Source organism: Leeuwenhoekiella blandensis MED217, from assembly GCF_000152985.1.
In the GTDB taxonomy this organism is placed as follows: Bacteria; Bacteroidota; Bacteroidia; order Flavobacteriales; family Flavobacteriaceae; genus Leeuwenhoekiella; species Leeuwenhoekiella blandensis.
The window spans coordinates 1804481-1826765 of the sequence record NZ_CH672395.1; the positions used below are offsets into that span (position 1 = coordinate 1804481).

The 22285-nt window shown below is 39.7% G+C and carries 15 protein-coding genes; 2 read left to right on the forward strand and 13 right to left on the reverse strand.

Annotated features, from left to right (window positions below):
• Position 1: 1 nt before the first annotated feature.
• From MED217_RS07725 to MED217_RS07770, 10 genes are all read right to left on the reverse strand, one after another.
• On the reverse strand, positions 2 to 742 hold the full coding sequence (locus MED217_RS07725; protein ID WP_009779940.1) for a sugar-binding protein: 741 nt from the start codon (positions 740 to 742) through the stop codon (positions 2 to 4).
• Positions 739 to 1902 (reverse strand): MFS transporter, encoded by a 1164-nt coding sequence (locus MED217_RS07730; RefSeq protein ID WP_009779941.1) that lies wholly within the window; start codon positions 1900 to 1902, stop codon positions 739 to 741. The genes MED217_RS07725 and MED217_RS07730 overlap by 4 nt, the downstream gene beginning before the upstream one ends.
• 9 nt (positions 1903 to 1911) lie before the next feature.
• Positions 1912 to 2793, reverse strand: a complete 882-nt coding sequence (locus MED217_RS07735; protein ID WP_009779942.1) for a TolB-like translocation protein — start codon at positions 2791 to 2793, stop codon at positions 1912 to 1914.
• A gap of 177 nt (positions 2794 to 2970) precedes the next feature.
• Complete coding sequence (locus MED217_RS07740; RefSeq protein WP_009779943.1) at positions 2971 to 3264, reverse strand: GIY-YIG nuclease family protein; 294 nt, start codon at positions 3262 to 3264, stop codon at positions 2971 to 2973.
• A gap of 252 nt (positions 3265 to 3516) precedes the next feature.
• Entirely contained in the window at positions 3517 to 5325 is a 1809-nt protein-coding gene (locus MED217_RS07745; protein WP_009779945.1) for an acyl-CoA dehydrogenase family protein, read from the reverse strand.
• Between the two features lie 106 nt (positions 5326 to 5431).
• Positions 5432 to 6622 carry an acetyl-CoA C-acyltransferase gene (locus tag MED217_RS07750; RefSeq protein ID WP_009779946.1) on the reverse strand — a complete coding sequence of 397 codons (1191 nt, stop codon included), beginning with the start codon at positions 6620 to 6622 and terminating at the stop codon, positions 5432 to 5434.
• 47 nt (positions 6623 to 6669) lie between these two features.
• A complete protein-coding gene (locus MED217_RS07755) occupies positions 6670 to 7026 on the reverse strand; it encodes a four helix bundle protein (RefSeq protein WP_009779947.1) in 357 nt (118 codons plus the stop codon).
• Positions 7027 to 7069: 43 nt separating this feature from the next.
• Positions 7070 to 9478 (reverse strand): 3-hydroxyacyl-CoA dehydrogenase/enoyl-CoA hydratase family protein, encoded by a 2409-nt coding sequence (locus MED217_RS07760; RefSeq protein WP_009779948.1) that lies wholly within the window; start codon positions 9476 to 9478, stop codon positions 7070 to 7072.
• A complete protein-coding gene (locus tag MED217_RS07765) occupies positions 9475 to 9939 on the reverse strand; it encodes a MarR family winged helix-turn-helix transcriptional regulator (protein ID WP_009779949.1) in 465 nt (154 codons plus the stop codon). Before MED217_RS07765 ends, MED217_RS07760 begins: the two co-directional genes overlap by 4 nt.
• 134 nt (positions 9940 to 10073) lie before the next feature.
• A complete protein-coding gene (locus MED217_RS07770; protein WP_009779950.1) occupies positions 10074 to 11843 on the reverse strand; it encodes an AMP-dependent synthetase/ligase in 1770 nt (589 codons plus the stop codon).
• A gap of 497 nt (positions 11844 to 12340) precedes the next feature.
• Between MED217_RS07770 and MED217_RS07775 the strand changes: the two genes are divergently transcribed.
• The gene (locus MED217_RS07775) at positions 12341 to 15469 is read left to right on the forward strand and encodes a SusC/RagA family TonB-linked outer membrane protein (RefSeq protein ID WP_009779951.1); all 3129 of its coding nucleotides are present in this window, start codon (positions 12341 to 12343) and stop codon (positions 15467 to 15469) included.
• A gap of 12 nt (positions 15470 to 15481) precedes the next feature.
• Positions 15482 to 17131, forward strand: coding sequence for a RagB/SusD family nutrient uptake outer membrane protein (locus MED217_RS07780; RefSeq protein WP_009779952.1), 1650 nt, complete (start codon positions 15482 to 15484; stop codon positions 17129 to 17131).
• Positions 17132 to 17203: 72 nt separating this feature from the next.
• Here the strand turns inward: MED217_RS07780 and MED217_RS07785 are convergent, their stop codons facing one another.
• The 3 genes from MED217_RS07785 to purL all read right to left on the reverse strand — a co-directional run bounded on the left by MED217_RS07785 (position 17204) and on the right by purL (position 22189).
• Complete coding sequence (locus MED217_RS07785; RefSeq protein ID WP_009779953.1) at positions 17204 to 18052, reverse strand: HAEPLYID family protein; 849 nt, start codon at positions 18050 to 18052, stop codon at positions 17204 to 17206.
• A 79-nt stretch (positions 18053 to 18131) separates the two neighbouring features.
• Positions 18132 to 18518, reverse strand: coding sequence for a hypothetical protein (locus tag MED217_RS07790; RefSeq protein WP_009779954.1), 387 nt, complete (start codon positions 18516 to 18518; stop codon positions 18132 to 18134).
• Positions 18519 to 18532: 14 nt separating this feature from the next.
• Positions 18533 to 22189 (reverse strand): phosphoribosylformylglycinamidine synthase, encoded by a 3657-nt coding sequence (gene purL / locus MED217_RS07795; RefSeq protein ID WP_009779955.1) that lies wholly within the window; start codon positions 22187 to 22189, stop codon positions 18533 to 18535.
• Between the last annotated feature and the right edge of the window lie 96 nt (positions 22190 to 22285).

A 22285-nucleotide genomic window follows, 5' to 3' on the forward strand; every position in this document is an offset into this window, starting at 1 on the left:
ATTATTGAATCAATTTTAGGGTTTCAAAAAGTCCGGCATCCAAGTTTATGTGTCCCTCATAATCTTCAGGAATCGCAACAGAACCAAGAATCGTGTTGGTTGCTTTGGCATCAACGTGTTCAAAAGCGAGTGCAAAGCCCATTAATTTTCCGGGTTTTAAAGATACAGCTTCATTGGGTTTGTTGGGCTGATATGTCGAATCAAAATTGGTTATTCTCAATTCCCAATATGCGGTAGTCCCATAATTTTTTAAAATGGAATAAACAGCGTGATGAGCAGTTCTCGGTTTTTTATTCTGATCTAGAAATACTGAAATGTTCGTTGGCGAAATTTGATATGCAAAAGCATTATAAGAATCTTCGTAGCTTCCGCCGCTGTTGTCTTCATCAACATAAACACTCAGGTGATCTTCGCTATTGAAGTTCTCCATTGGATTGCCAAAATTAGACTGAATTGTAATGTTTTCTAACCGAAGCAACACATATAGCGCATCAGGCGTCCACGTGAGTTTATATTGAATTGATGAATTTTCCGAAGCTTTTCCGCTCCAAATATGATCCATTTGTTTCCATTCTAGAGATTGCCATGCGGGATCGTGAGCTTTACCGTCGACCTTAGGAGCGATGATCGCTTTTTGAACCGGAGTAAAAGCAGTTGCTGACTTTTGAAATAATGGCGGCGGGCCGTCATTTTTGCCACACGCTATAAAAATCAGAAAGAAACAGCAGGAAAGAATTCTCATAGTCTAGACCGGTACAAACTCAAAATTCCAAAGATAGGCCCCAGACTTAAAATCAAAAAGAGATAATCGATCTCAAAATGAATAACCCAATGCTTGAGTAGTTGAATGCTAATTACGGTAATCGCAAATCCTATGCAATTAACGAGCGTCAGTGCGGTCCCGCGGTATTCGGGTGGTGCGTTACGCGCGACCAATGTTGAAAATTGCGGACTATCAGCAACCACGGCAGCGCCCCATAGTAAAAGAAAGAAACTAAAAATCGCCGGTGGAAATTCAAAACTAAAAACAGAAACCAAACAGCAAATTCCTGAGATCAGGAGCGCGTAAAAGGCTACCTTTTTACTGCTTATTTTTTGAGTCAAAACGCCACCATAGGCACAGGAAATTGCACCGATCGCAATGGCAAAAAAGGACCAAAGCGAAGTGTTGAGATAGACTTGATGTTCTGCTTGATAATAGTTTATAAAAACAGGTAGAAATCCCCAAAAAGCGTATAACTCCCACATATGTCCCCAATATCCAAAAGCCGCCCTTCTGAATTTTTTAGTCTGAAAAATAAAGGGAATGGCGTTTATCGAAAGTTTTTGCTGTGCTTTTCGATACGGACCATCAGCAACCAAAAAGCCGATTAATAGTCCGCCAACAGCAGCTAAGCCCGAAGTGACCAATGTGATAATCTTATAATCTACCGAAACTTCAAAACTGTTCAAAAAGTGGGGGAGTGCTGTACCTAGGACCAAGGCGCCAACCAAAAGTCCCAGAACTTTGCCTAAGCCTTTTTCAAAATAGTCTGCTGCGATTTTCATTCCAACGGGGTAAATTCCGGCCAGGAAAAAGCCGGTGCTTAATCGCGAAACCAATAAAGTGCCGCTTTCTGCCTGAGGTAAGAGTAACGCCAGATTGGTAATCGCTCCCAAAATCGCACTTACCGCAAAAACTTTAGAAGGCGAGAAGCGATCGGCAATTGCGAGTATTGCAAAAACAAGTGTTCCTAAGATGAATCCAAGCTGTACTGCGGCAAGTAAATCTCCCAGAAGATCAGGATTACCCAACCGGGTAACAGGAAGTTGCGGAACCACAATATTACCGACAAACCACAGCGATGTTCCCAGAAATTGAGCGAGAACAATGAGAATAATAATTTGGGTTTGCTTAGGCACCTATTGAATTTAGTTTTCTACAGGTTCTGCCGCTACTGCGAGGTATTTTCCGTCAGGACTCACAGTCATTCTGGTGATATTTTTAAGACCATAGCTGTTTAAACTCGTGGCAAACGTCCAGGCCGGTTCTCCAAATAGATCATAGACAAAAAGACTATCGCCGCTACCTACGAGAATTCGGTTTTCATCGAGCCACGTATAATCTTGGCGACCTATGGGCATCTCACATACAAAATAGCTTGTAGGTTCGTCACCCGAAAAATCTAGCGTATACAGGTCCATATTTTGGGTTTCATTTTCTACCGTATAACTCATCGAGTTGCTATTGGGGACTTTTTGTAACGACCTACCGGAATTTGTAATGATGTTCTCAGAAGTTCCTTTTTCTGAATTTATAAGGAAGAGATCCATTTGATTTGGCTGTAAAACCGAAGCAATAAACGTGTGCTCATCGTAAAATGAAAAATAACCAACCTGACTGCTGTCTAAGAGTTTTTTGAAGGCTTTGGTTTGAAAATCATATTGCGCCAAGCGCTGACGGCCTTCAGGATCTTGACGTACCGCAACGATCGTTTCAGTATTAGGAATGCGTTGCGGAGAGAAAAAACCGCTATTCGGTTCGTTTGTGAAAATCGAAGTTTTAGACTTATTTATATTATAAATGCCAATTGCAGTGAGACTATCCTGAGTGCGGCTGTAGAGTAACGTGTGCTCATTATAAAATGAAGGCTGATTGTCATAACCTGCATTTTGAGAAATGTTTTTACCACTTACAATTTCAATAGTGGTAGGAGTTGTTTTGATCTCAAAAAGAAAAATCTCCGTGTCTTCTTGTGCTTGAAGTGAAAGGCTCATTACAAACGCAAGCAGTATAAATCCTATTTTTTGCATAAACTAAGTTGAAGTTTTAAAGATACAATGTTTCTTACATCACAACCAAAGTAATCAAGATTTGAGCCATTCTTTGTCATTTCGACCGATAGGGAGAAATCACACAAGAAGCTCAAAGTATTTCATTTAGAATTTCCCAAGCAGGATGTGATCTCTCCTGCCGTCGGGATTACGATGCTAAAAAACTTCATTATTTAATGTTTTCCAACATGGGTTGAAACTTGAAATCAAGTCATTTTTCTTTTCACGACGCCATTTTTTTAATTCTTTTTCTCGTGCTATAGCAGTATCAGGATTATCGTAGACTTCATAATAAACTAAATAGATGCAATTGTATTTGCCGGCAAAAGACTTTTTAGCATTTATGCTATCAAAATGATGCTGATCTAATCTTCTCTGAATATTGTTAGTTATACCTATGTAAATTGTGGTTCTATATTCATTAGTAAGTATGTAAACTAGATAATTCACCCAAATTCTTTTTGAAAGTAATTGAAATTAGTAAAAAAGAAGAAGCTATCAACTTATATTTAGATGTGACCACTTTAGTCATTTCGACTGATAGGGAGAAATCACAAAAGAAGCTAAAGGAACTTCAATTTGAATTTACTAAGCAGGATGTGATCTCTCCTTCCGTCGAGATGACTGAATAGTAAAAAACAAACCCCAAAGCAAAGCTTTGGGGATGAATTCAAATCAAAATGTAACTATTAGGGCAAAATTTTAAAACGGATAGGTGTTTTCTTCCGTTACTTTTTCAGCGATGGTATTACGTAAAGCAACCACATTAGGCTGATTTTGATATTTTGTGAAACGCTTAAGACCCATAAGCATCATACGCTGCTCATCACCTTCTGCAAAAGACACAATACCTTCTTTTGCTTTTTGGTTAATAATATCTACAGCGTGATACAGGTACAATTGCGCCATTGCGATTTGCTCTTTCTGAGTGTCTTCGCCAAAGCGTTTTACATTTTTTTCGGTACGTAAAATGGCACTTTCTGCCATATAGATCTCAATCAAAATATCTGAAGCGGCCATCAACAATTGCTGATGTTCTTCTAATTCTGGTCCGTATTTCTGAATGGCACTACCAGCTACCATCAAGAATACTTTTTTCAGTTTAGCGATCATCGCTTTTTCTTCAGAAAGTACTTCAGAATAATCTGGTGTATCAAAAGAAGGGATTCCGGTTAATTCATCTGCAACTGCCATCGCGGGATTCAATAAATCCACGTGACCTTTCATCGCTTTTTTAACCAGCATTCCTACCGCAAGCATTCGGTTGATCTCGTTGGTACCTTCGTAAATACGCGAAATACGGGCATCTCTCCAGGCAGCTTCCATCGGCGCGTCGGCACTGAAGCCCATTCCACCATAGATCTGAATACCTTCATCGGCACAATTTTGCATATCTTCTGAAGCGGCAACTTTAAGAATAGAACACTCGATCGCATACTCTTCGACACCTTTCAATTCGGCTTCCTGATGGCTGTTACCATCGGCCATTCTGATTGCGATTCGGTCCTCAATATTTTTAGCCGCACGGTACGAAGCACTTTCGCACACGTAAGCATTTGTAGCCATTTCAGCTAATTTGTACTTAATTGCACCAAATTGGGCAATCGGTGTTTTAAACTGAACACGCTCGTTTGCATATTTCACGCCCATATCGATGATACGACGTTGTGCGTCAAGACAGGCAGCAGCAAGTTTAATACGGCCTACGTTAAGCGCATTCATTGCGATCTTAAAACCTTCGCCACGACCGGCAAGCATATTTTCTACAGGAACGACGGTATCATTGAAAAATACCTGACGGGTAGAAGAGGAGTGAATACCTAATTTTTTTTCTTCTTCACCCAGTGAAATTCCATTTGAAGAGTCATTTTCTACAATGAAACCGGTGATGTTTTTATCATCTTCAATGCGGGCGAAAACTATAAACAGATTACAGAAACCGGCATTAGAGATCCACATCTTCTGACCGTTGATCTTATAGCTTTTCCCGTCTGCTGAAAGTTCTGCTTTGGTTTTACCACTGTTGGCGTCAGAACCTGCTCCCGGCTCGGTTAAGCAATAGGCGCCAAACCACTCTCCGGTAGCCAATTTAGGAACGTATTTTTTCTTTTGCTCTTCGGTACCATAAAGGGTGATTGGCATTGTACCAATACCGGTGTGCGCACCAAAGGCCGTCGCGATAGAACCCGTAGCTCCGGAAATATAGTCGCAAACAAGCATTGTTGAAACAAAGCCCATTCCCAGACCATCGTATTCATCAGGAACAGCGATACCAAGAAGACCGAGTTCACCCGCTTTACGCATCACTTCTTCGGTAAGCGCATAGTCTTTATGTTCAAAACGTTCTTTGTTAGGAACGATCTCACGGTCAACAAATTCTTTAACCGTTTCCTTCATCATTTTTTGCTCCTCATTAAAATCTTCGGGAGTAAAAACATCTTCACAAGCGGTTTCTTTCACTAAGAATTGCCCGCCACGTAGAATTTCTTTTTTATCTGCTGTTTCTGCCATTTTTTAAGATATAAGTATTGAGATTTTAGATTTTAGAAACCTTAGTCTCAAGTGTGTTTTTAAATTTTATTTAGATGTCTGATATCTCTGGTCTAGAGTCTCAAGTCTAATTGAGGAACTCATAAATCCCGGCTGCACCTTGACCGGTACCAACGCACATCGTCACAACGCCGTATTTATTTTTCATTTCGCGTTTGCGCATTTCATCAAAAAGCTGAACGGAAAGTTTAGCTCCCGTACAACCTAGCGGGTGACCTAAAGCGATTGCACCACCGTTGACGTTTACGATATCCGGATTGAGACCTAACTCTCTGATCACTGCTAAAGATTGCGACGCGAATGCTTCATTCAATTCGATTAGGTCGATATCTTTCTGCTGTAATCCGGCTTGTTTTAATGCCTTTGGAATGGCTTTAACCGGACCAATTCCCATAATGCGTGGTTCCACACCAACGGCAGCGAAATTCACCAGGCGAGCTATAGGCTCTAATTTTAATTCTTTAACCATTTCTTCGCTCATCACTAGTACGAATGCTGCACCGTCACTCATTTGTGAAGAGTTACCTGCGGTTACGCTTCCGCCTTCGGCGAAAACAGGACGTAGTTTCGCCAGAATTTCAAGCTTGGTATCTGCACGAGGACCTTCGTCTTTGCTAACCGTATAGGTTTTAGTTTCTTTCTTTCCGGCACCATTTACAAAAGTGTGTTCAACATCAATCGGAACGATTTGCTCTTTAAAACGATCTTCTTCCTGCGCTTTTAAGGCTTTCTGATGCGAGTTGTATGCAAACTCATCCTGATCTTCACGAGAAACATTAAATTGATTGGCAACCGCTTCTGCAGTAAGACCCATTCCCCAGTAATAATCTTCATTTCCGGCTTTTGCCACTTTATAATCAGGAACCGGTTTGTAACCACCCATCGGGATGTAACTCATACTTTCGGCACCCCCGGCGATAATACAATCAGCCATTCCTGCCTGAATTTTAGCCGAAGCCATAGCGATGGTTTCTATTCCTGAAGCGCAATAACGGTTCACCGTCACTCCCGGTACGTCTTCGATCTTTAATCCCATCAACGAGATCAATCGCCCTACGTTAAGGCCTTGCTCAGCTTCCGGCATCGCGTTACCTACCATCACGTCATCAATGCGCTTCTTGTCAAAATCAGGAAGCTCGTTCATCATGTAATCGATGGTTTCTGCGGCGAGTTCGTCTGGTCTCTTAAATCGGAACAAACCTCGCGGTGCTTTCCCTACGGCTGTTCTGTATGCTTTTACGATATATGCTGTTTTCATTTATTAGATTTTAGATTCTAGACTTGAGATATGAGATAATCTTTAGTCTATTTTGAAAATTTCTTTATTAGCGTATAATTCATCTTTTGAACCTCTTCCAATTCTTTTAAGATATTTGAAAGTTGTTCATCTTCAGATATAAGACCTAAGCGTTGTGCCAAAATAAGCTGTGTATACAGTTCATTAGAAGAGCCACTCGCAATTCCTAGGAAATTTTTAAACTCTCCATCTGTATTTCTTCCAGCTCCCTCGGCAATATTAGAAGGAATACTTACGGCACTTCTTCTAATTTGACTTGTCAAACCAAATTTTTCTTCCTTTGGAAATTCAGCCGAAATTAAATAGGTACTTTCTGCGATATCCATCGCTTTCTGCCAAATCTTAAGTTCTTGAAAATTATGCATAGGATTTATTTTAGTCTATGGTCTTGTATCTAAAGTCTCTAGTCTAATTTCTCAAAGGTTTCCCTTTCTTGATCATATGCTCCAGACGCTCTAGAGTCTTACGCTCCCCGCAAAGGCTTAAGAAAGCTTCGCGTTCAAGATCTAGCAAGTAACGCTCACTTACATAAGAAGCTTCAGATAAATCACCACCAGCCATTACATAAGCCAGTTTATTAGCGATCTTTTGATCGTGATCACTGATGTATTTCCCTGCGTTCATTTGATCGGTTCCTACTAAGAAAGCACCCAAAGCCTGTTTACCTAAGACTTTAATGTCGGTACGTTCAATAGGTTTGGTGTAGCCTTGATCTGCCATAAACTTCGCTACTTCTTTTGCCGCAGCGATCTGACGATCTTTATTGACCACAACAATGTCTTTGCCCGGTTTTAAAATCCCTAAGTCGTAAGCTTCATAAGCTGAAGTCGAAACTTTTGCCATACCAATCGTTAGGAAATATTCGCGTAGTCGGTTTAACTCGACATCATCTTTATGATAGGTTTCAGAAGCTCTTAAAGTCATTTCTTTAGAACCACCACCGCCGGGAATTACCCCAACACCAAATTCTACCAGACCGATATAACTCTCAGCAGCAGCCACAACGCGGTCTGCGTGCAAAGTCATCTCGCAACCACCACCTAAGGTCATCGCTTGTGGAGCAACAACGGTAGGAATAGAAGAGTAGCGCAAGCGCATACAGGTATCCTGAAAGTATTTAACGGCAGCGTTAAGCTCATCATATTCCTGCTCAACGGCCATCATAAAGATCATCCCGATATTTGCACCCACAGAGAAATTCTTCCCTTGATTCGCAACAACGAGTCCGGCGAAATCTTTTTCAGCTAAATCAATAGCTCGATTTAAACCGCTCAAAACGTCGCCACCAATAGAATTCATTTTAGATCGGAATTCTACATTTAGGATTCCATCGCCGAGGTCTTCAACAACAACGCCGCTGTTTTTAAATACTTCTTTAGATTCACGGATGTTGTCGAGAATAATAAAGCCATCCTGACCTGGTTTTTTCACATATTCTTTCTTCGGAATATCGTAGTAGAAGGTATTTCCTTCTTTTACAGTGTAGAAGGAATCTTTACCGGAAGAAAGCATCGCGGCAACCCAATCGGCTACTTCATAACCTTCGGCTTTCATCAATTCAATACCTTTCTCAACTCCTACAGCATCCCAAATTTGAAACGGACCGTGCTCCCAGCCGTAACCGGCACGCATAGCGTCATCAATCTTGTATAGTTCATCGGTGATCTCAGGAATACGATTTTGCACGTAAGCGAATAAGCCTGCGAAATTTTTACGGAAGAATTCTCCAGCTTTATCTTTTCCTTTAACTAGAACCGGAAAGCGGTCAGCCACATTATCAATAGACTTCGTCATCTCAAGCGTACTGAAAGAAGCGCGCTTGTTGGCTCTATATTCCATAGAATTCAGGTCTAGCGTTAATATCTCGCTAGAGCCATCCTCCTTTTTAATTTTCTTATAAAATCCTTGTCCGGTTTTGCTTCCTAACCATTTATTCTCGTGCATCGTGTTGATGTAGTTAGGTAGCGAAAACAACTCAGCACGCTCATCGTTTTCTACATTCTCACGAATACCATTCGCCACGTGAACTAAGGTGTCAAGTCCCACAACATCAACGGTACGGAAGGTTGCCGATTTTGGACGCCCAATTACCGGTCCCGTTAATTTATCAACTTCTTCAACGGTCATCCCGAGTTCTTCCACAGTGTGGAAAAGACTCATAATACTATAGGTACCTACACGGTTGCCGATAAATGCCGGAGTATCTTTAGCTACAACTGAAGTTTTTCCGAGGAATTTTTCGCCGTAGGCATTCAAGAATGCTAAAACTTCTTTGTCTGTATTAGGTCCCGGAATGATCTCAAAAAGATCTAAGTAACGCGCGGGATTGAAGAAATGCGTTCCACAGAAATGTTTCTGGAAGTCATCGCTTCGGCCTTCACTCATAAACTTGATAGGAATTCCCGAAGTATTTGAAGTGATCAGCGTGCCCGGAGTACGGTGTTTATCAAGTTTTTCAAAAACCTGCTTTTTAATATCTAAACGCTCGATCACCACCTCGATGATCCAGTCGTAGTCTTTTACCTTAGCGATATCATCTTCCATATTTCCGGTAGTGATGCGCTTTGCAAAATCTTTATGGTAAATAGGAGAGGGCTTAGATTTTAACGCATTTTGCAGGTGGTCATTTACCAGCCTGTTGCGTACCGTTTTGTCATCAAGCGTTAAACCTTTTGCTTTCTCTTTGTCGTTAAGTTCGCGAGGAACAATATCGAGTAACAGTACTTCAACTCCTATGTTTGCAAAATGGCAAGCGATACCGCTTCCCATAATACCAGAGCCAATTACTGCAACTTTATTTATACGTCTTTTACTCATTGTTTTATAGTAGTTTCAGAAGTGTTATAAATCTTTTTATTCTGTATTAGATCATTGATCACGTGAATCACTTCAAAAAAGTGATCTACTTTTTCTGCATCAATGTTAGCGCGTACCGCTTCGTTAAATTTTAATACACGGTCTTTACTGAAGTCTCTATTTTCCTTTCCAAATTCGGTCAGGAAAATCAACACGCCGCGTCCGTCAGCTGGATTGGGTTTACGTTCAATAAGTCCGCGTTCTTCCATCGATTTTAAGGTTCTTGAAAGACTTGTAGCTTCCATTCCCATTCGAGGCCCCAAAGCTGTAGAAGGTGTTCCTTCTTCGGGGTCTATGCTCAATAAAGCAAATCCTGTAGCCATCGTACTGTCTAATTTTGCAGCTTGCTCATTATACATTTTAATGATGGCTTGCCAAGTAGCTCTAAGAGCGTGATCTATTGTAATATCTTTTTTACTCATACGTTTGCGTAAATTTAAAAAATATTACTATGCACGCATAATAAATTAAGGAAAATTTATAAGATTATTATCTCAGCTGTAAGAAGATGAACATATTCATAAAAAAACTCCTTATTTCTAAGGAGTTTGATAGATTATTTATGTTCGTAAATTTTATTGTAAAGATCAAGATACTTTTCTTTTACGATACGTCGCTTAAGTTTCATAGTAGGAGTGAGGTGGCCGGCTTCTATGCTCCATTCGTCTGGAGTGAGCTCAAATTTCTTAACACGCTCCCATTTACCAAACTTCTCATTATGGATGTCAACATCCTCTTGAATACGTTTTTTAACCTCCTCGTTAGAAGCTATTTCTTTAGGCGTGTTACCTACATTAATATTTTTGAGTTTTGCCCATTCAGTCACAAATTCAAAATTAGGCTGAATTAAAGCTGCCGGCATTTTTTCGCCTTCACCTACCACCATTATATGTTCGATAAAACGGGATTGCTTCATCATATTTTCGATGATCTGAGGGGCTACATATTTACCGCCACTGGTCTTGAACATTTCCTTTTTACGGTCGGTGATTTTCAGGAAGCCTTCGCTGTCGATCTCACCGATATCTCCCGTGTGGAAATACCCATTCTCCAAAACTTCGTCGGTTTTTTCTTGGTCTTTATAATAACCGATCATCACCTGAGGACCTTTAATAAGAATCTCACCATCTTCAGCGATTTTGACTTCAGTCTCCGGAATCGGCCTTCCCACGGTTCCTATTTTGAATCCGTGATCACGCATATCGTTTACTGAAATTACCGGTGAAGTTTCCGTAAGACCGTAACCTTCCATCACCCCAATATTTGCAGCATTGAATACACGTGCGAGACGCGGCTGCAAAGCAGCACTACCCGAAGCGATCACTTTTAGATTTCCGCCTAAAGCTTCTTGCCATTTACTGAAAATCAGTTTGCGGGCAATTCCCAGTTTTTTCTCATACCACCAGCCATTTTGACCATAAGGTTCATATTCTAATCCGGTTTCTACAGCCCAGAAAAAGAGTTTCTTTTTAATCCCGGTTAAGTCTGCACCTTTTGCAATGATCTTATCATATACTTTTTCCAATAAACGTGGAACAGCGGTCATTACTTCTGGCTGAACCTCCTTTAAGTTTTCACTTATGGTATCTAAGCTTTCAGCGAAATAAATAGAAACTCCGGTATACTGATAGAGATACATCAACATACGCTCATAGATATGACACACCGGCAAGAAACTCAACGCTTTACTCTGTCCTAGAATAATAGGAAAACGCGATGCACTATTAACTGCGTTAGACACCACATTTTTGTGGCTCAACATTACGCCTTTAGGTCTTCCGGTGGTTCCTGATGTATAAATTAAGGTTGCAAGATCGTCTTCTTTAACCGCGTCTTTTAATTTTTCAACTTCAGATTGAAGAGTTTTGTCTTCTTCTTTTACCTCTTCCCAGCTCTTACATCCGTTGATAGCATCAAAACTGTACACCTCTTTAAGTGTGGGCACATTTGCCTTTATTGCATTGACCTTGGTAAGTACTTCTTCGTCAGAAACAAAGCAATAAATAGACTCACTATGGTTAAGTACATACTCATATTCTTCTTCCGAAATCGTTGGATAGATAGGAACATTTTGAGCACCTAATTGCAGGATACCGATATCCATGATGTTCCATTCTGTACGATTAGTCGAAGAGATCACGGCGATTTTATCATTAGGTTTGACGCCTAATTTTAATAAGCCTCGACTTATAGCATTGGCTTGATCGAGGTAGGATTGTGTAGTAGTTGCTACCCATTTACCATCATATTTAGTGACCAGCGCTTCCTTCAAATTATACTGCTCAAGCTGGTGATAGGGGAAGTCAAAAAGACGTTTAATTTCCATAGTTATGAAATAGGTTTTCTTACAAGTGTGATTTTAGGTAATGAGGTCTTTACAAAAATACGATACAAGTTCTTGATTCTGCTCTTTAAGTAGCCCTCTGAGGTATTTGATTACTGCAAAATAGCGAATTTGTAGACTTTTTTCTACGATTTTAGAAAAATTTACAACGTTGTATTAATGATATTTAAAATTTACTCATTTCTTAAATGTGAAGAATTCTTGCGTTTCATTGATACATTTCGACTTTAATATTAAGAAATAATATTTTTAAATGTTAAAATTTGTTAATGCTTTAAGTTGAGATAATTGATATTTTTTTAAAAAAGTAATACGTTCTTATCCAGCGTGAATAAATAGTCCATGGCTGATCGTGTTTTTTTATACGAAGGGTTTTTTGAGTACTAAATCATACGACTATTCTACTTAGTAACTAGGGTAATGGTTTGCATAATTTTAACGAAAAAATTAATATTGCTTTAAATAAAAAACCTAAATCAATGAATGAACAAAAATTACTCACTGTATTCTTGGTACTGTTGCTTGGGGTACAATTTAGTTTTGCACAGCAAAAAACTGTGCAAGGAACGGTTGTAACAGCCGACGATGGTCTACCGCTACCAGGAGCATCTGTAGTTGTTGCAGGAACGTCAAGAGGTACTCAAACTGATTTTGACGGTAAATTTTCTATTTCAGTTAGCTCAGATGAAACTTTAACGGTTTCATACGTGGGTTTTAAAACCATTAGTAGAGTCATAGGCGATGCATCGCAAATAACTTTTTCTTTAGAGGCTGATTCAGAATCTTTGGATGAGGTTATTGTGACCGCCTACGGAACCAGTACTAAGGAAGCTTTTACAGGTTCAGCTAACGTGGTTGGACAGGCAGAATTGCAACAAAGAAATGTAACCTCGCCAATTGCCGCTATAGAAGGTAATGCTACAGGTGTTCAATTTACTTCAGCAGCTGGCCCAGGTGCCTCACCTAATATCGTAATTCGAGGTGTGGGAACCTTAAACGGAGATACAGATCCACTATATATTGTTGATGGAATACAATATGAAGGGGCGTTAAACACAATAAATCAAGAAGATATAGAGTCTTTAACCATTTTAAAAGATGCAGCATCTACTTCGCTTTATGGGTCGCGAGCTGCTAATGGTGTTGTGATTATTACAACAAAAAGAGGTAAAAAAGGTGGGCTTAGAGTATCAGCTTCAGCACAATCAGGATTTGTAACAAATAGTATTGGTCAGTATGACCAGATTTCACCAGGTCAGTACTATGAAAGTATGTGGGAAGCATTTAAAAATTCAAGTGCAGGTGGTGGAGATCCTCAGTTTGCTAGTGATAACATATACAATCAATTAGGATACAATCCATTTAATGTTCCTAATGATCAAATAGTAGATACAAATGGACAATTAAATCCTAATGCACAAGTAATCTATAAAAGTTTAGATTGGTTTGAAGAGTTGCAGCAGACAGGTTATAGAACAAATTATAATGTAAATGTTTCAGGAGGAGCTGATGATCACACCGTTTTCTTCTCAGCATCATATTTGGATGAAGAAAGTTATGTCGTTACATCAGGCTTTGATCGTTTAACAGCAAGGTTAAATGCTGATTTTGATGTGAGTGATAATATAAAAATTGGTGGTAGTGCAAATATCACATTATCAGAAGCTCGTGGCCCAAGTTCGGCGGGAAGCGGAAGCATTGTAAACCCATTCAGTTTTGCCAGAGGTATAGGATCTATATATCCTGTATATGTAAATGATTTGAATGGTGATATCGTTTTGGATGACTTTGGAAACCCAGTTTTTGACAATGGTGAAGGTTATGCAGATTTCAATATAGGATCAAGACCAGTAAATCAAGGGCGACATGCTTTACAAGAATTATTACTGAATAATGAAAGTGATAGAGACAACACTTATGGTTTTAGATTTTATGGAGAGTGGGAGATCTTTGATGGATTAAGCTTTAAACTTAACTATGGGCGTGATATAAACGAATTGTTTGAAAGAGAATATGAAAATGCAATTATCGGTGACGCGCAACCTGACGGAAGGTTAAGCGAAGATCGAGCTCGAAGAGAAATAGAAAACTTCAATCAAATTTTGACTTATCAAAAGAGTTTTGGTGACCATAATGTAGATATCACAGCAGGACACGAAAGCTATGATAGATCAATTTCAGACCTTAATGGTTTAGCGACTGTTCAAGCTGCTAATGGTATTTATGAATTTGCTAATTTCTCAAATATTGTTGATTTAGGCGGAGCGACCTTTGATAAGGGAATTGAAGGTTATTTTTTAAGAACGAATTATAACTTCAAGAATAAATATTATTTAAGCGCTTCGGCAAGACGAGATGGTTCATCTGTTTTCCAAACCGATAGTCGATGGGGTACATTTTACTCTGTAGGTGGGTCTTGGCGTATAGATCAAGAAAACTTTATGCAAGATGTTTCCTTCATAAATAAATTAAAGGTTAGAGCTTCTTACGGGGAGGTAGGTAACGATGATTTATTTGATAGTTATTTATCGCAAGCGCGATTCTCTATTACATCTAATGCAGGTGCTCCAGCACTTTTATTTACAGATATTGGGAATACTGCACTTCAGTGGGAAACTATTGAAAATTTTGATGTTGCTCTAGAGTTTGGTTTGTTTAATAATTTTATAGATGGTTCGATAGAATACTACAAGAAAAACTCAAGTGATCTATTATATAATCTTCCTATAGCACCAAGTAATGGTTTAAATCAAGTTCCTGTTAATTTAGGAGATATGTATAACTCTGGGTTTGAATTCGCATTAACAGGCCATTTAGTTAATAGCAATGACTTTAGATGGGACTTAACCTTACAAGCTTCTACATTTAAAAATGAAATTACCAGTTTACCAGATCCTTTTATCAATGGAAGTAAAAGATGGGCAGAAGGTCGTTCTAGATTTGATTTCTTCTTATTAAGAACAGCGGGAGTTGATCCAGAAACTGGAGACCAATTATTCTTATTGTATGAGCAAAATGAAGATGGAGAAAGTGTACCTGTAATTGATGAAGCGACAGGAGAAATTGCAACCACAAATGATTGGGAAGAAACAGAGAGAGCTTACACAGGGGACTCTTCGATTCCAGACTTACTAGGATCTATTTCTAATAGCTTAAGTTACAAAGGTTTTAATCTTAATTTTTTAGTAACTTATGGAATAGGTGGTAAAGTATTGGATAATGGTTATTCTTCAATGATGCATAGTGGTACCTATGGTAGATCATTGCATCCAGATATTCTCAATGCTTGGAGAGAACCTGGAGATATAACCAGTGTACCAAGACTTGAAAATGGAAATGTAGATCTTGTACGTACACAGTCAGAAAGGTTCCTTACTGATGCTTCTTTCTGGGCTCTTAGAAATGTAAGTTTTAGCTATAATTTCGGAGACAATGTAATTAACACGCTAGGCTTAGATGCGTTAAGAGTTTCAATCACAGGAGAAAATTTATACTTAAAAAGTAAAAGAAAAGGTTTAGACCCTCAATACAACTTAGCAGGAACACCATCAGCAAATGATTTCTCACCTTCAAGAATTGTATCGCTTGGGTTAAATCTATCGTTTTAATAAAAATTCATTATGAAAAGCAATTTGAAATATATACTAGTGGTATTATTTGCAATACCAATTCTATCTTGTCAAGAAGACTTTTTAGAAAGAACTCCAACAGATGCAATTTCTTCTGCCGATGCTTTAGCGAGTGCAGAAAATATGCAGCTTGTTTTGAACGGAATACACCGTGGACTATATTCACAATCTCAAACAGTATTTCCTGGCGGTAATACAGCACGTGCCAATAATCATTATTGGGTGCCTATGGGAGATAACTTAACAGGTGATTTAATTCATTCAGCTAACGCAAATAATTTATCTTGGCGTTCAGTGATGCAGTGGAATGAGCATACACAAGAAACTTCACTAACATCTAGTTTATTATGGTATCATAGATATAATATAATACTACACGCTAACCTATTAATAAATGAAATAGAAAGCGGAAGTCTTACAGAAACAGCGAGACTGAGAAATATATTGGGGCAAGCTTATACTTATAGAGCTTATGCCTATCTATCATTAGTTCAGCATTACGCTAAAGGATATCTCATTGGTAATCCATCTACAGACCCAGGAGTACCGTTATTATTTTCTTCAGAATCACCTTTTACAAGTCAACCTAGATCGACTGTTCAGGAAATTTATGATCAAATTGAATCAGATTTAAATTCAGCAATAACCGCCTTTCAAGATAGTGAAGGTCCTGGTGTAGGAGGGGCAGCGGCAAAAGCACAGTTAAGTATCAATGCTGCATATGGGTTATTAGCAAGATGGGCATTATCAAAAGGAGATTGGCAAACTGCTGCTGACGCTGCTGTAGCTGCTCGCGAAGGTTTCCCTCTTCTTTCTGAAGATGAATGGAAATCAGGATTTAACACAAATAACCTTTCAGAGGTAATTTGGGGGAGTAATGTAATAGCTACAGAAACAACCTTTTTTAGATCATACTTTTATTTAGCAAGTAATACATTTAATGGTAGTCAAATAAGAAATAATCCTAAAATTGCAGATAGAAGACTTGTAGATGCTATTCCGGAGACCGATTACAGAAAGGATGTTTTTCTTCCCGATGCTCCTAACACTAACACTTCTGCGGCTAATGGTAATGGAGGTTTTTCAAACAATACCAATCCACTTTACCCTACAGAAGAGGAGTTTGATGCTGCCGTAGATAGTATAAAGGCTGTTTATGGTTTAGTTGCTGGTCACAACTTACATCCATATATGCAATTTAAACTTAAACAAGCTAATCCTGGTACAATAGACCCTGATGATGTGATTTATATGCGTTCTTCAGAAATGTATTTAATTGAAGCGGAAGCAGAGTTGATGATGGATAATCTGACCGATGCAAAAGAAGCTTTAAGACCACTTGCAGAAGCAAGAGATTCTTCTTGGGATTCTGACGATTATCCAAATGCTGAAAGCTTTTTTGATCATTTAAAATTTCAATGGAAATTAGAAATGTGGGGAGAAGGATTCGGATATACAAATCATATACGATGGGATGAAGGCGTTGATCACGCTGCGGATGGAGGATCTGGTGCTTCAGAGGTACTTTACCAGCAATCATACCAAATTGAAAGACCATCACTCAATGATGATTGGATTTTCAAAATACCTCAAGCAGAAATTGATGCAAATCCTAATTTAGGTTCTGGTGATCAAAACTAGATAAATTAAAATCTTTTATAAAAAGCCCGGTATTACCGGGCTTTTTTCATGCATTACTTTATTAATATTTACTTAATTCCCCGGCTCGTAAATTAAGCGTAAAAATGAACTGAAGCGTTCGGTCTCGCGGTTAATAGGAATGCCGGTTACAATGCCTATTAACATATTATCTGCAACGTCAAGCCGCAATTGCGGGCGAATAGTCATATCAAAATCACCCTGATTGAATTCCTTATTAAATTCGAGACCAATGAAATTACGGGTACCGGGAATCATATAATGCAGGTTGCTGTTGATCTGCCAACTGGTGTGAATGGCTCCGTCGCTAAAGTGATGGGCAATTGCGGGACCTGTGTAGATCAAACTGTGAAAATTAGATCCCAATCGTTTAGCCGCAATGAAAAACGGATTATAGATATTGCCGGTAAACAATTTTCCTGCACCATAGTTGCTAAAATTGGTAAGTTCAAATTCCTGAATGTACCCAAACGCCATACTCGTTTTGTGCTTCTCAGAAACCCAGAAAGTATATTGACCAGCGATCTTGATACTGTTTAATCGGTTTCCGGGTGCATCGCCATTATCTCCTACAGGATAATGCAGTGAGAAGGGTAATTCTACTTCCAAACCCAACCGATCTGCGGGCGCCCATTCATATTCTACAAGCGCAAGATATTCATCGTATTGATCGTTATCGGTAAGGCCTAGACCAATATTCCATTCTTTTTCTCCTTTGCGAGCGCCCAGATCTCGAATGAGGTCGATATAAAGCGGTTCAGCATGTAAGATTTTTAAGGGTTCTTTGCTTTCTTCAACTTCAGCAATATATAAGCTGTCTGTAATAGCTTTGGGCTCTGTTTCTTGAGCATAGGAAAAGTGGGTGAGCACTGCCAAAAGCAGCACTAATTGTAATGGTTTCATTTTAATTTGTTTAATGAGTGTATTGAATGTAAGGATGCACCTCAGCTATTGAGGTGTTCAATAATGCGGTATAAACAACTTAAAATTTGGGTGGGGGCGCGTCAACCTCCAAACATAAATTTCGGAAGTTTGCTAAGGCAAAAAGGGTATTCTGTTTTTTCTGAAGGCTGAAATCTTGCTGAAATGCAATTGAAGACTTGTCAACGATAAAGTGATCCAGATTGACTGAAGTTTTAGAAGAAGTATGTTCTTCAGTGTCGTTATCGTCATACTCAGGAATGACATCTCCAAGATCTAAAACCTGCTCTACAACCAACTCAATTACACTCTCCTGATCGTTAATATTGAGGTTTTCTGGTTGATTAGGAAACAGGTCTGGACTGTCTACACAGATATTGAGCATATAGAGCGCAATAAGCCCCCAAAATATGCGAATACCAGTATGTTTACGGCGCAGACCTGTCATTTAATTAGTTGGGTTTACTGCTTCTCAATCCACTTGCGGGCATTTTCAAAAGCTTCGATCCACGGACTTACTTCATCTTTGCGACCTTTTGGATAGTTTGCCCAGTTCCATTGAAAAATAGAGCGCTCAATGTGCGGCATTGTTACCAAATGACGTCCGGTTTTATCGGTCATCATTGCAGTGTTGTAGCTACTTCCGTTAGGATTTGCAGGGTACGTATCATAGCCATACTTAGCAACAATATTGTATTCTTTTTCGCTAAGCGGAAGTTCAAATTTTCCTTCTCCGTGAGAGATCCAAACACCAAGAGTAGCACCTTCTAAAGTAGAAAGCATCACCGAATCGTTCTTCTCAATCTTCACGCTGGTAAAGCCACATTCGTGCTTGTGCGAATCGTTATGTAACATTTTTGGCTTTTCATCGTGTTCCGGGTTGATTAAGTCTAATTCAACAAAAAGTTGACAACCGTTACAGATTCCTACCGAAAGCGTATCAGGACGTGCGAAGAAATCTTTCAATGCCTTATTGGCTTTCTCGTTGTATAAGAATGCTCCGGCCCAACCTTTTGCAGAACCTAAAACATCTGAGTTAGAGAAACCACCCACAGCTCCAATAAACTGAATATCTTCAAGCGTTTCACGACCGGTAATCAAATCGGTCATATGCACATCTTTTACATCAAAACCTGCGAGGTACATCGCATTGGCCATTTCGCGTTCTGAGTTACTTCCTTTTTCACGTAAGATCGCAGCTTTGGGTCTTGGTTTAGAAGCATCAATTGTTGGCTGGATTCCGGTGAATTGTTTCGGGAATTCAAACTTCAGGTCTTGCTGATCAAAATTATTGTAACGATCTTCTGCAAGACCATTTGCGGTTTGTTTTTGATCTAATAAATAAGAAGTTTCAAACCATTTTCTACGCAATGACGGAATATTCAAACCAATTTCTACCGAATCTTTCTTGATCAATAATTCGTCTGAAGTATTAGTCGATCCAATTTTGAAGAATTCCACGTTATTATCAGCCAACGCCGCCTCAAAAGCAGCGTCATCATTTGCCTGAACGACTACACCTGCATTTTCAGCAAATAAGATTTTGATGATATCTTGTTCAGCAAATGCAGAAAAATCAACTGAAGCTCCCAGTTTATTTTCAGCAAAACACAATTCTAAAAGTGTTGTGATCAATCCGCCCGAAGCCACATCGTGACCGGCTGCAACAAGATCTTTTCTAATTAGGCTTTGTAACGTATTGAAAGCGGTAGCAAAAGCAGCATCGTCTTTAATGCTTGGAGCTTCCATTCCAACTTTATTCTGAATTTGAGCAAATGACGAACCGCCCAATTTAAAGTTGTCTTGAGATAAATTGAGGTAGTAGATTGATCCTGCTTCAGCATCCAGAACAGGTTCAACCACGCGGTTGATATCATCACAGCTTCCTGCCGCAGAAATGATAACTGTTCCCGGCGCAAGCACATCACCTTCAGGATATTTTTGCTTCATTGATAAGGAATCTTTTCCGGTAGGAACATTGATTCCTAAAGCAATCGCAAATTCTGAAACAGCTTCAACCGCCTCATACAAACGCGCATCTTCACCTGCATTATTACACGGCCACATCCAGTTTGCAGAAAGTGAAACCGATTTTAAACCTTTTTCCAGCGGCGCCCACACAATGTTGGTAAGCGCTTCTGCGATACTGTTTTTACTTCCGGCAACGGGATCAATCAATCCGCTAACGGGAGAATGCCCAATTGAAGTAGCAATTCCGTTTGAAGATTTAAAATCAAGTGCCATCACACCTACGTTATTCAGCGGAAGTTGTAGCGAACCAACACATTGTTGTTTTGCCACACGACCACCTACACAACGGTCAACTTTATTGGTCAACCAGTCTTTACAAGCAACCGCTTCAAGTTGTAATACGTTCTCTAAATACTCGTGGAAGTTTTCTAAAGAATACGAAACATCGCTGTAAATACGGTGAATTTTTGAATCAACCATGACCGTTTTTGGCGAACTGCCAAACATATCGTTCATCGCCAAATCCATTGGTGCAGCACCGGTAGTAGCCGACTTGAACGTGAAACGATGATCGCCGGTAACGTCACCCACTTCATACATTGGTGAGCGCTCGCGATCTGCGATGGTTTTTAAAGTTTTAATTTGTTCGGCACCTATAACGAGACCCATACGTTCTTGCGATTCGTTACCGATTATTTCCTTAGCCGAAAGGGTAGGATCACCCACTGGCAATTTATCAAGATCGATCAATCCGCCGGTTTCTTCAACCAATTCAGAAAGACAGTTTAAGTGACCACCGGCACCGTGATCGTGAATAGAAACGATAGTATTCTCATCGCTTTCTACCATTCCGCGGATGGCGTTGGCCGCACGTTTTTGCATTTCAGGATTAGAACGTTGGATTGCATTCAACTCAATTCCTGAGCTAAATGCACCCGTATCTGCCGAAGATACAGCTGCACCGCCCATACCAATACGGTAGTTGTCCCCACCAAGAATTACAATTTTATCTCCTGTTTCCGGTTTTTCTTTTAAGGCTTGTTGTTTCTTGCCGTAGCCAATTCCACCGGCTTGCATAATCACTTTGTCAAAACCGAGTTTTCTTCCGGCTTCATCGTGCTCAAAAGTAAGTACCGAACCTGCGATAAGTGGTTGGCCAAATTTGTTTCCAAAATCTGAAGCTCCATTTGAGGCTTTGATCAAAATATCAATGGGCGTCTGGTATAACCATTTGCGCGCCGGCATTGCATCTTCCCAAGGACGTTCTTCCCTAAGGCGAGAATAGGCAGTCATATAAACAGCTGTCCCTGCCAGCGGAAGCGAACCTTGACCACCCGCCAGACGGTCGCGTATTTCACCACCGGCACCAGTTGCAGCACCGTTAAAAGGCTCAACGGTGGTAGGGAAGTTGTGGGTTTCCGCTTTAAGCGAAAGCACACTGTCAAATTCTTTTTCGGTATAAAAATCAGGTTTATCTGCGGTTGCAGGAGCGAACTGTGTCGCTTTAGGACCCTTTACAAAAGCCACATTGTCTTTGTAAGCCGAAACAATTTCGTTAGGATTTTCTTCGGAAGTTTTACGAATCATCTTGAATAGGGAAGAGGGCATCGTTTTCCCGTCGATCACAAAGGTTCCGTTGAAGATCTTATGGCGGCAATGCTCAGAATTCACCTGACTGAAACCAAACACTTCAGAGTCGGTAAGCGGGCGGCCTATGCGTTCTGCAACACTTTCCAGATAAGCGACTTCTTCTTCGCTTAAGGCTAAACCTTCCTGCTCATTATAGGCTTGAATATCTTCAATAGCCTTAATATCTTCAGGCTCGATGTCAATGGTATAAATTGCCTGATCGAGCTTGCTGTATTCCTGAGAAAGCATTGGGTCAAATTCGGCCTTTCCGGCAATAAATTCTTCTATTCTTATAATGCCTTCAATCCCCATATTTTGGGTGATCTCAACGGCATTGGTACTCCAGGGTGTGATCATCGTCGCACGCGGACCAATAAAAAAAGCGTCGATTGCAGACGCTTCTATTTTAGGCTGGTTGCCAAAAAGCCAGATGAGCTTGTTTGTAGTTTCTTCTGAAAGTTCAGCTTTAGCTTGAACTGCGTAAATTTTGGTGTCTTGTGAACCGAAAAAATGAATCATAGTGCTTTTACTAAGGAGCCACAAATTTAAGGATTTTTAACGGTTAGAAACACGCTTGGATTGAAACAAAATTCAACAGAAAAAAGCTTCTTTTTG

Coding starts and splice junctions, on each gene's coding strand:
- MED217_RS07760 (WP_009779948.1), bottom strand. CDS start 9,478: ATGAGTAAAAGACGTATAAATAAAGTTGCAGTAATTGGCTCTGGTATT.
- MED217_RS07780 (WP_009779952.1), top strand. CDS start 15,482: ATGAAAAGCAATTTGAAATATATACTAGTGGTATTATTTGCAATACCA.
- purL (WP_009779955.1), bottom strand. CDS start 22,189: ATGATTCATTTTTTCGGTTCACAAGACACCAAAATTTACGCAGTTCAA.
- MED217_RS07790 (WP_009779954.1), bottom strand. CDS start 18,518: ATGACAGGTCTGCGCCGTAAACATACTGGTATTCGCATATTTTGGGGG.
- MED217_RS07745 (WP_009779945.1), bottom strand. CDS start 5,325: ATGGCAGAAACAGCAGATAAAAAAGAAATTCTACGTGGCGGGCAATTC.
- MED217_RS07735 (WP_009779942.1), bottom strand. CDS start 2,793: ATGCAAAAAATAGGATTTATACTGCTTGCGTTTGTAATGAGCCTTTCA.
- MED217_RS07785 (WP_009779953.1), bottom strand. CDS start 18,052: ATGAAACCATTACAATTAGTGCTGCTTTTGGCAGTGCTCACCCACTTT.
- MED217_RS07765 (WP_009779949.1), bottom strand. CDS start 9,939: ATGAGTAAAAAAGATATTACAATAGATCACGCTCTTAGAGCTACTTGG.
- MED217_RS07755 (WP_009779947.1), bottom strand. CDS start 7,026: ATGCATAATTTTCAAGAACTTAAGATTTGGCAGAAAGCGATGGATATC.
- MED217_RS07775 (WP_009779951.1), top strand. CDS start 12,341: ATGAATGAACAAAAATTACTCACTGTATTCTTGGTACTGTTGCTTGGG.
- MED217_RS07770 (WP_009779950.1), bottom strand. CDS start 11,843: ATGGAAATTAAACGTCTTTTTGACTTCCCCTATCACCAGCTTGAGCAG.
- MED217_RS07725 (WP_009779940.1), bottom strand. CDS start 742: ATGAGAATTCTTTCCTGCTGTTTCTTTCTGATTTTTATAGCGTGTGGC.
- MED217_RS07750 (WP_009779946.1), bottom strand. CDS start 6,622: ATGAAAACAGCATATATCGTAAAAGCATACAGAACAGCCGTAGGGAAA.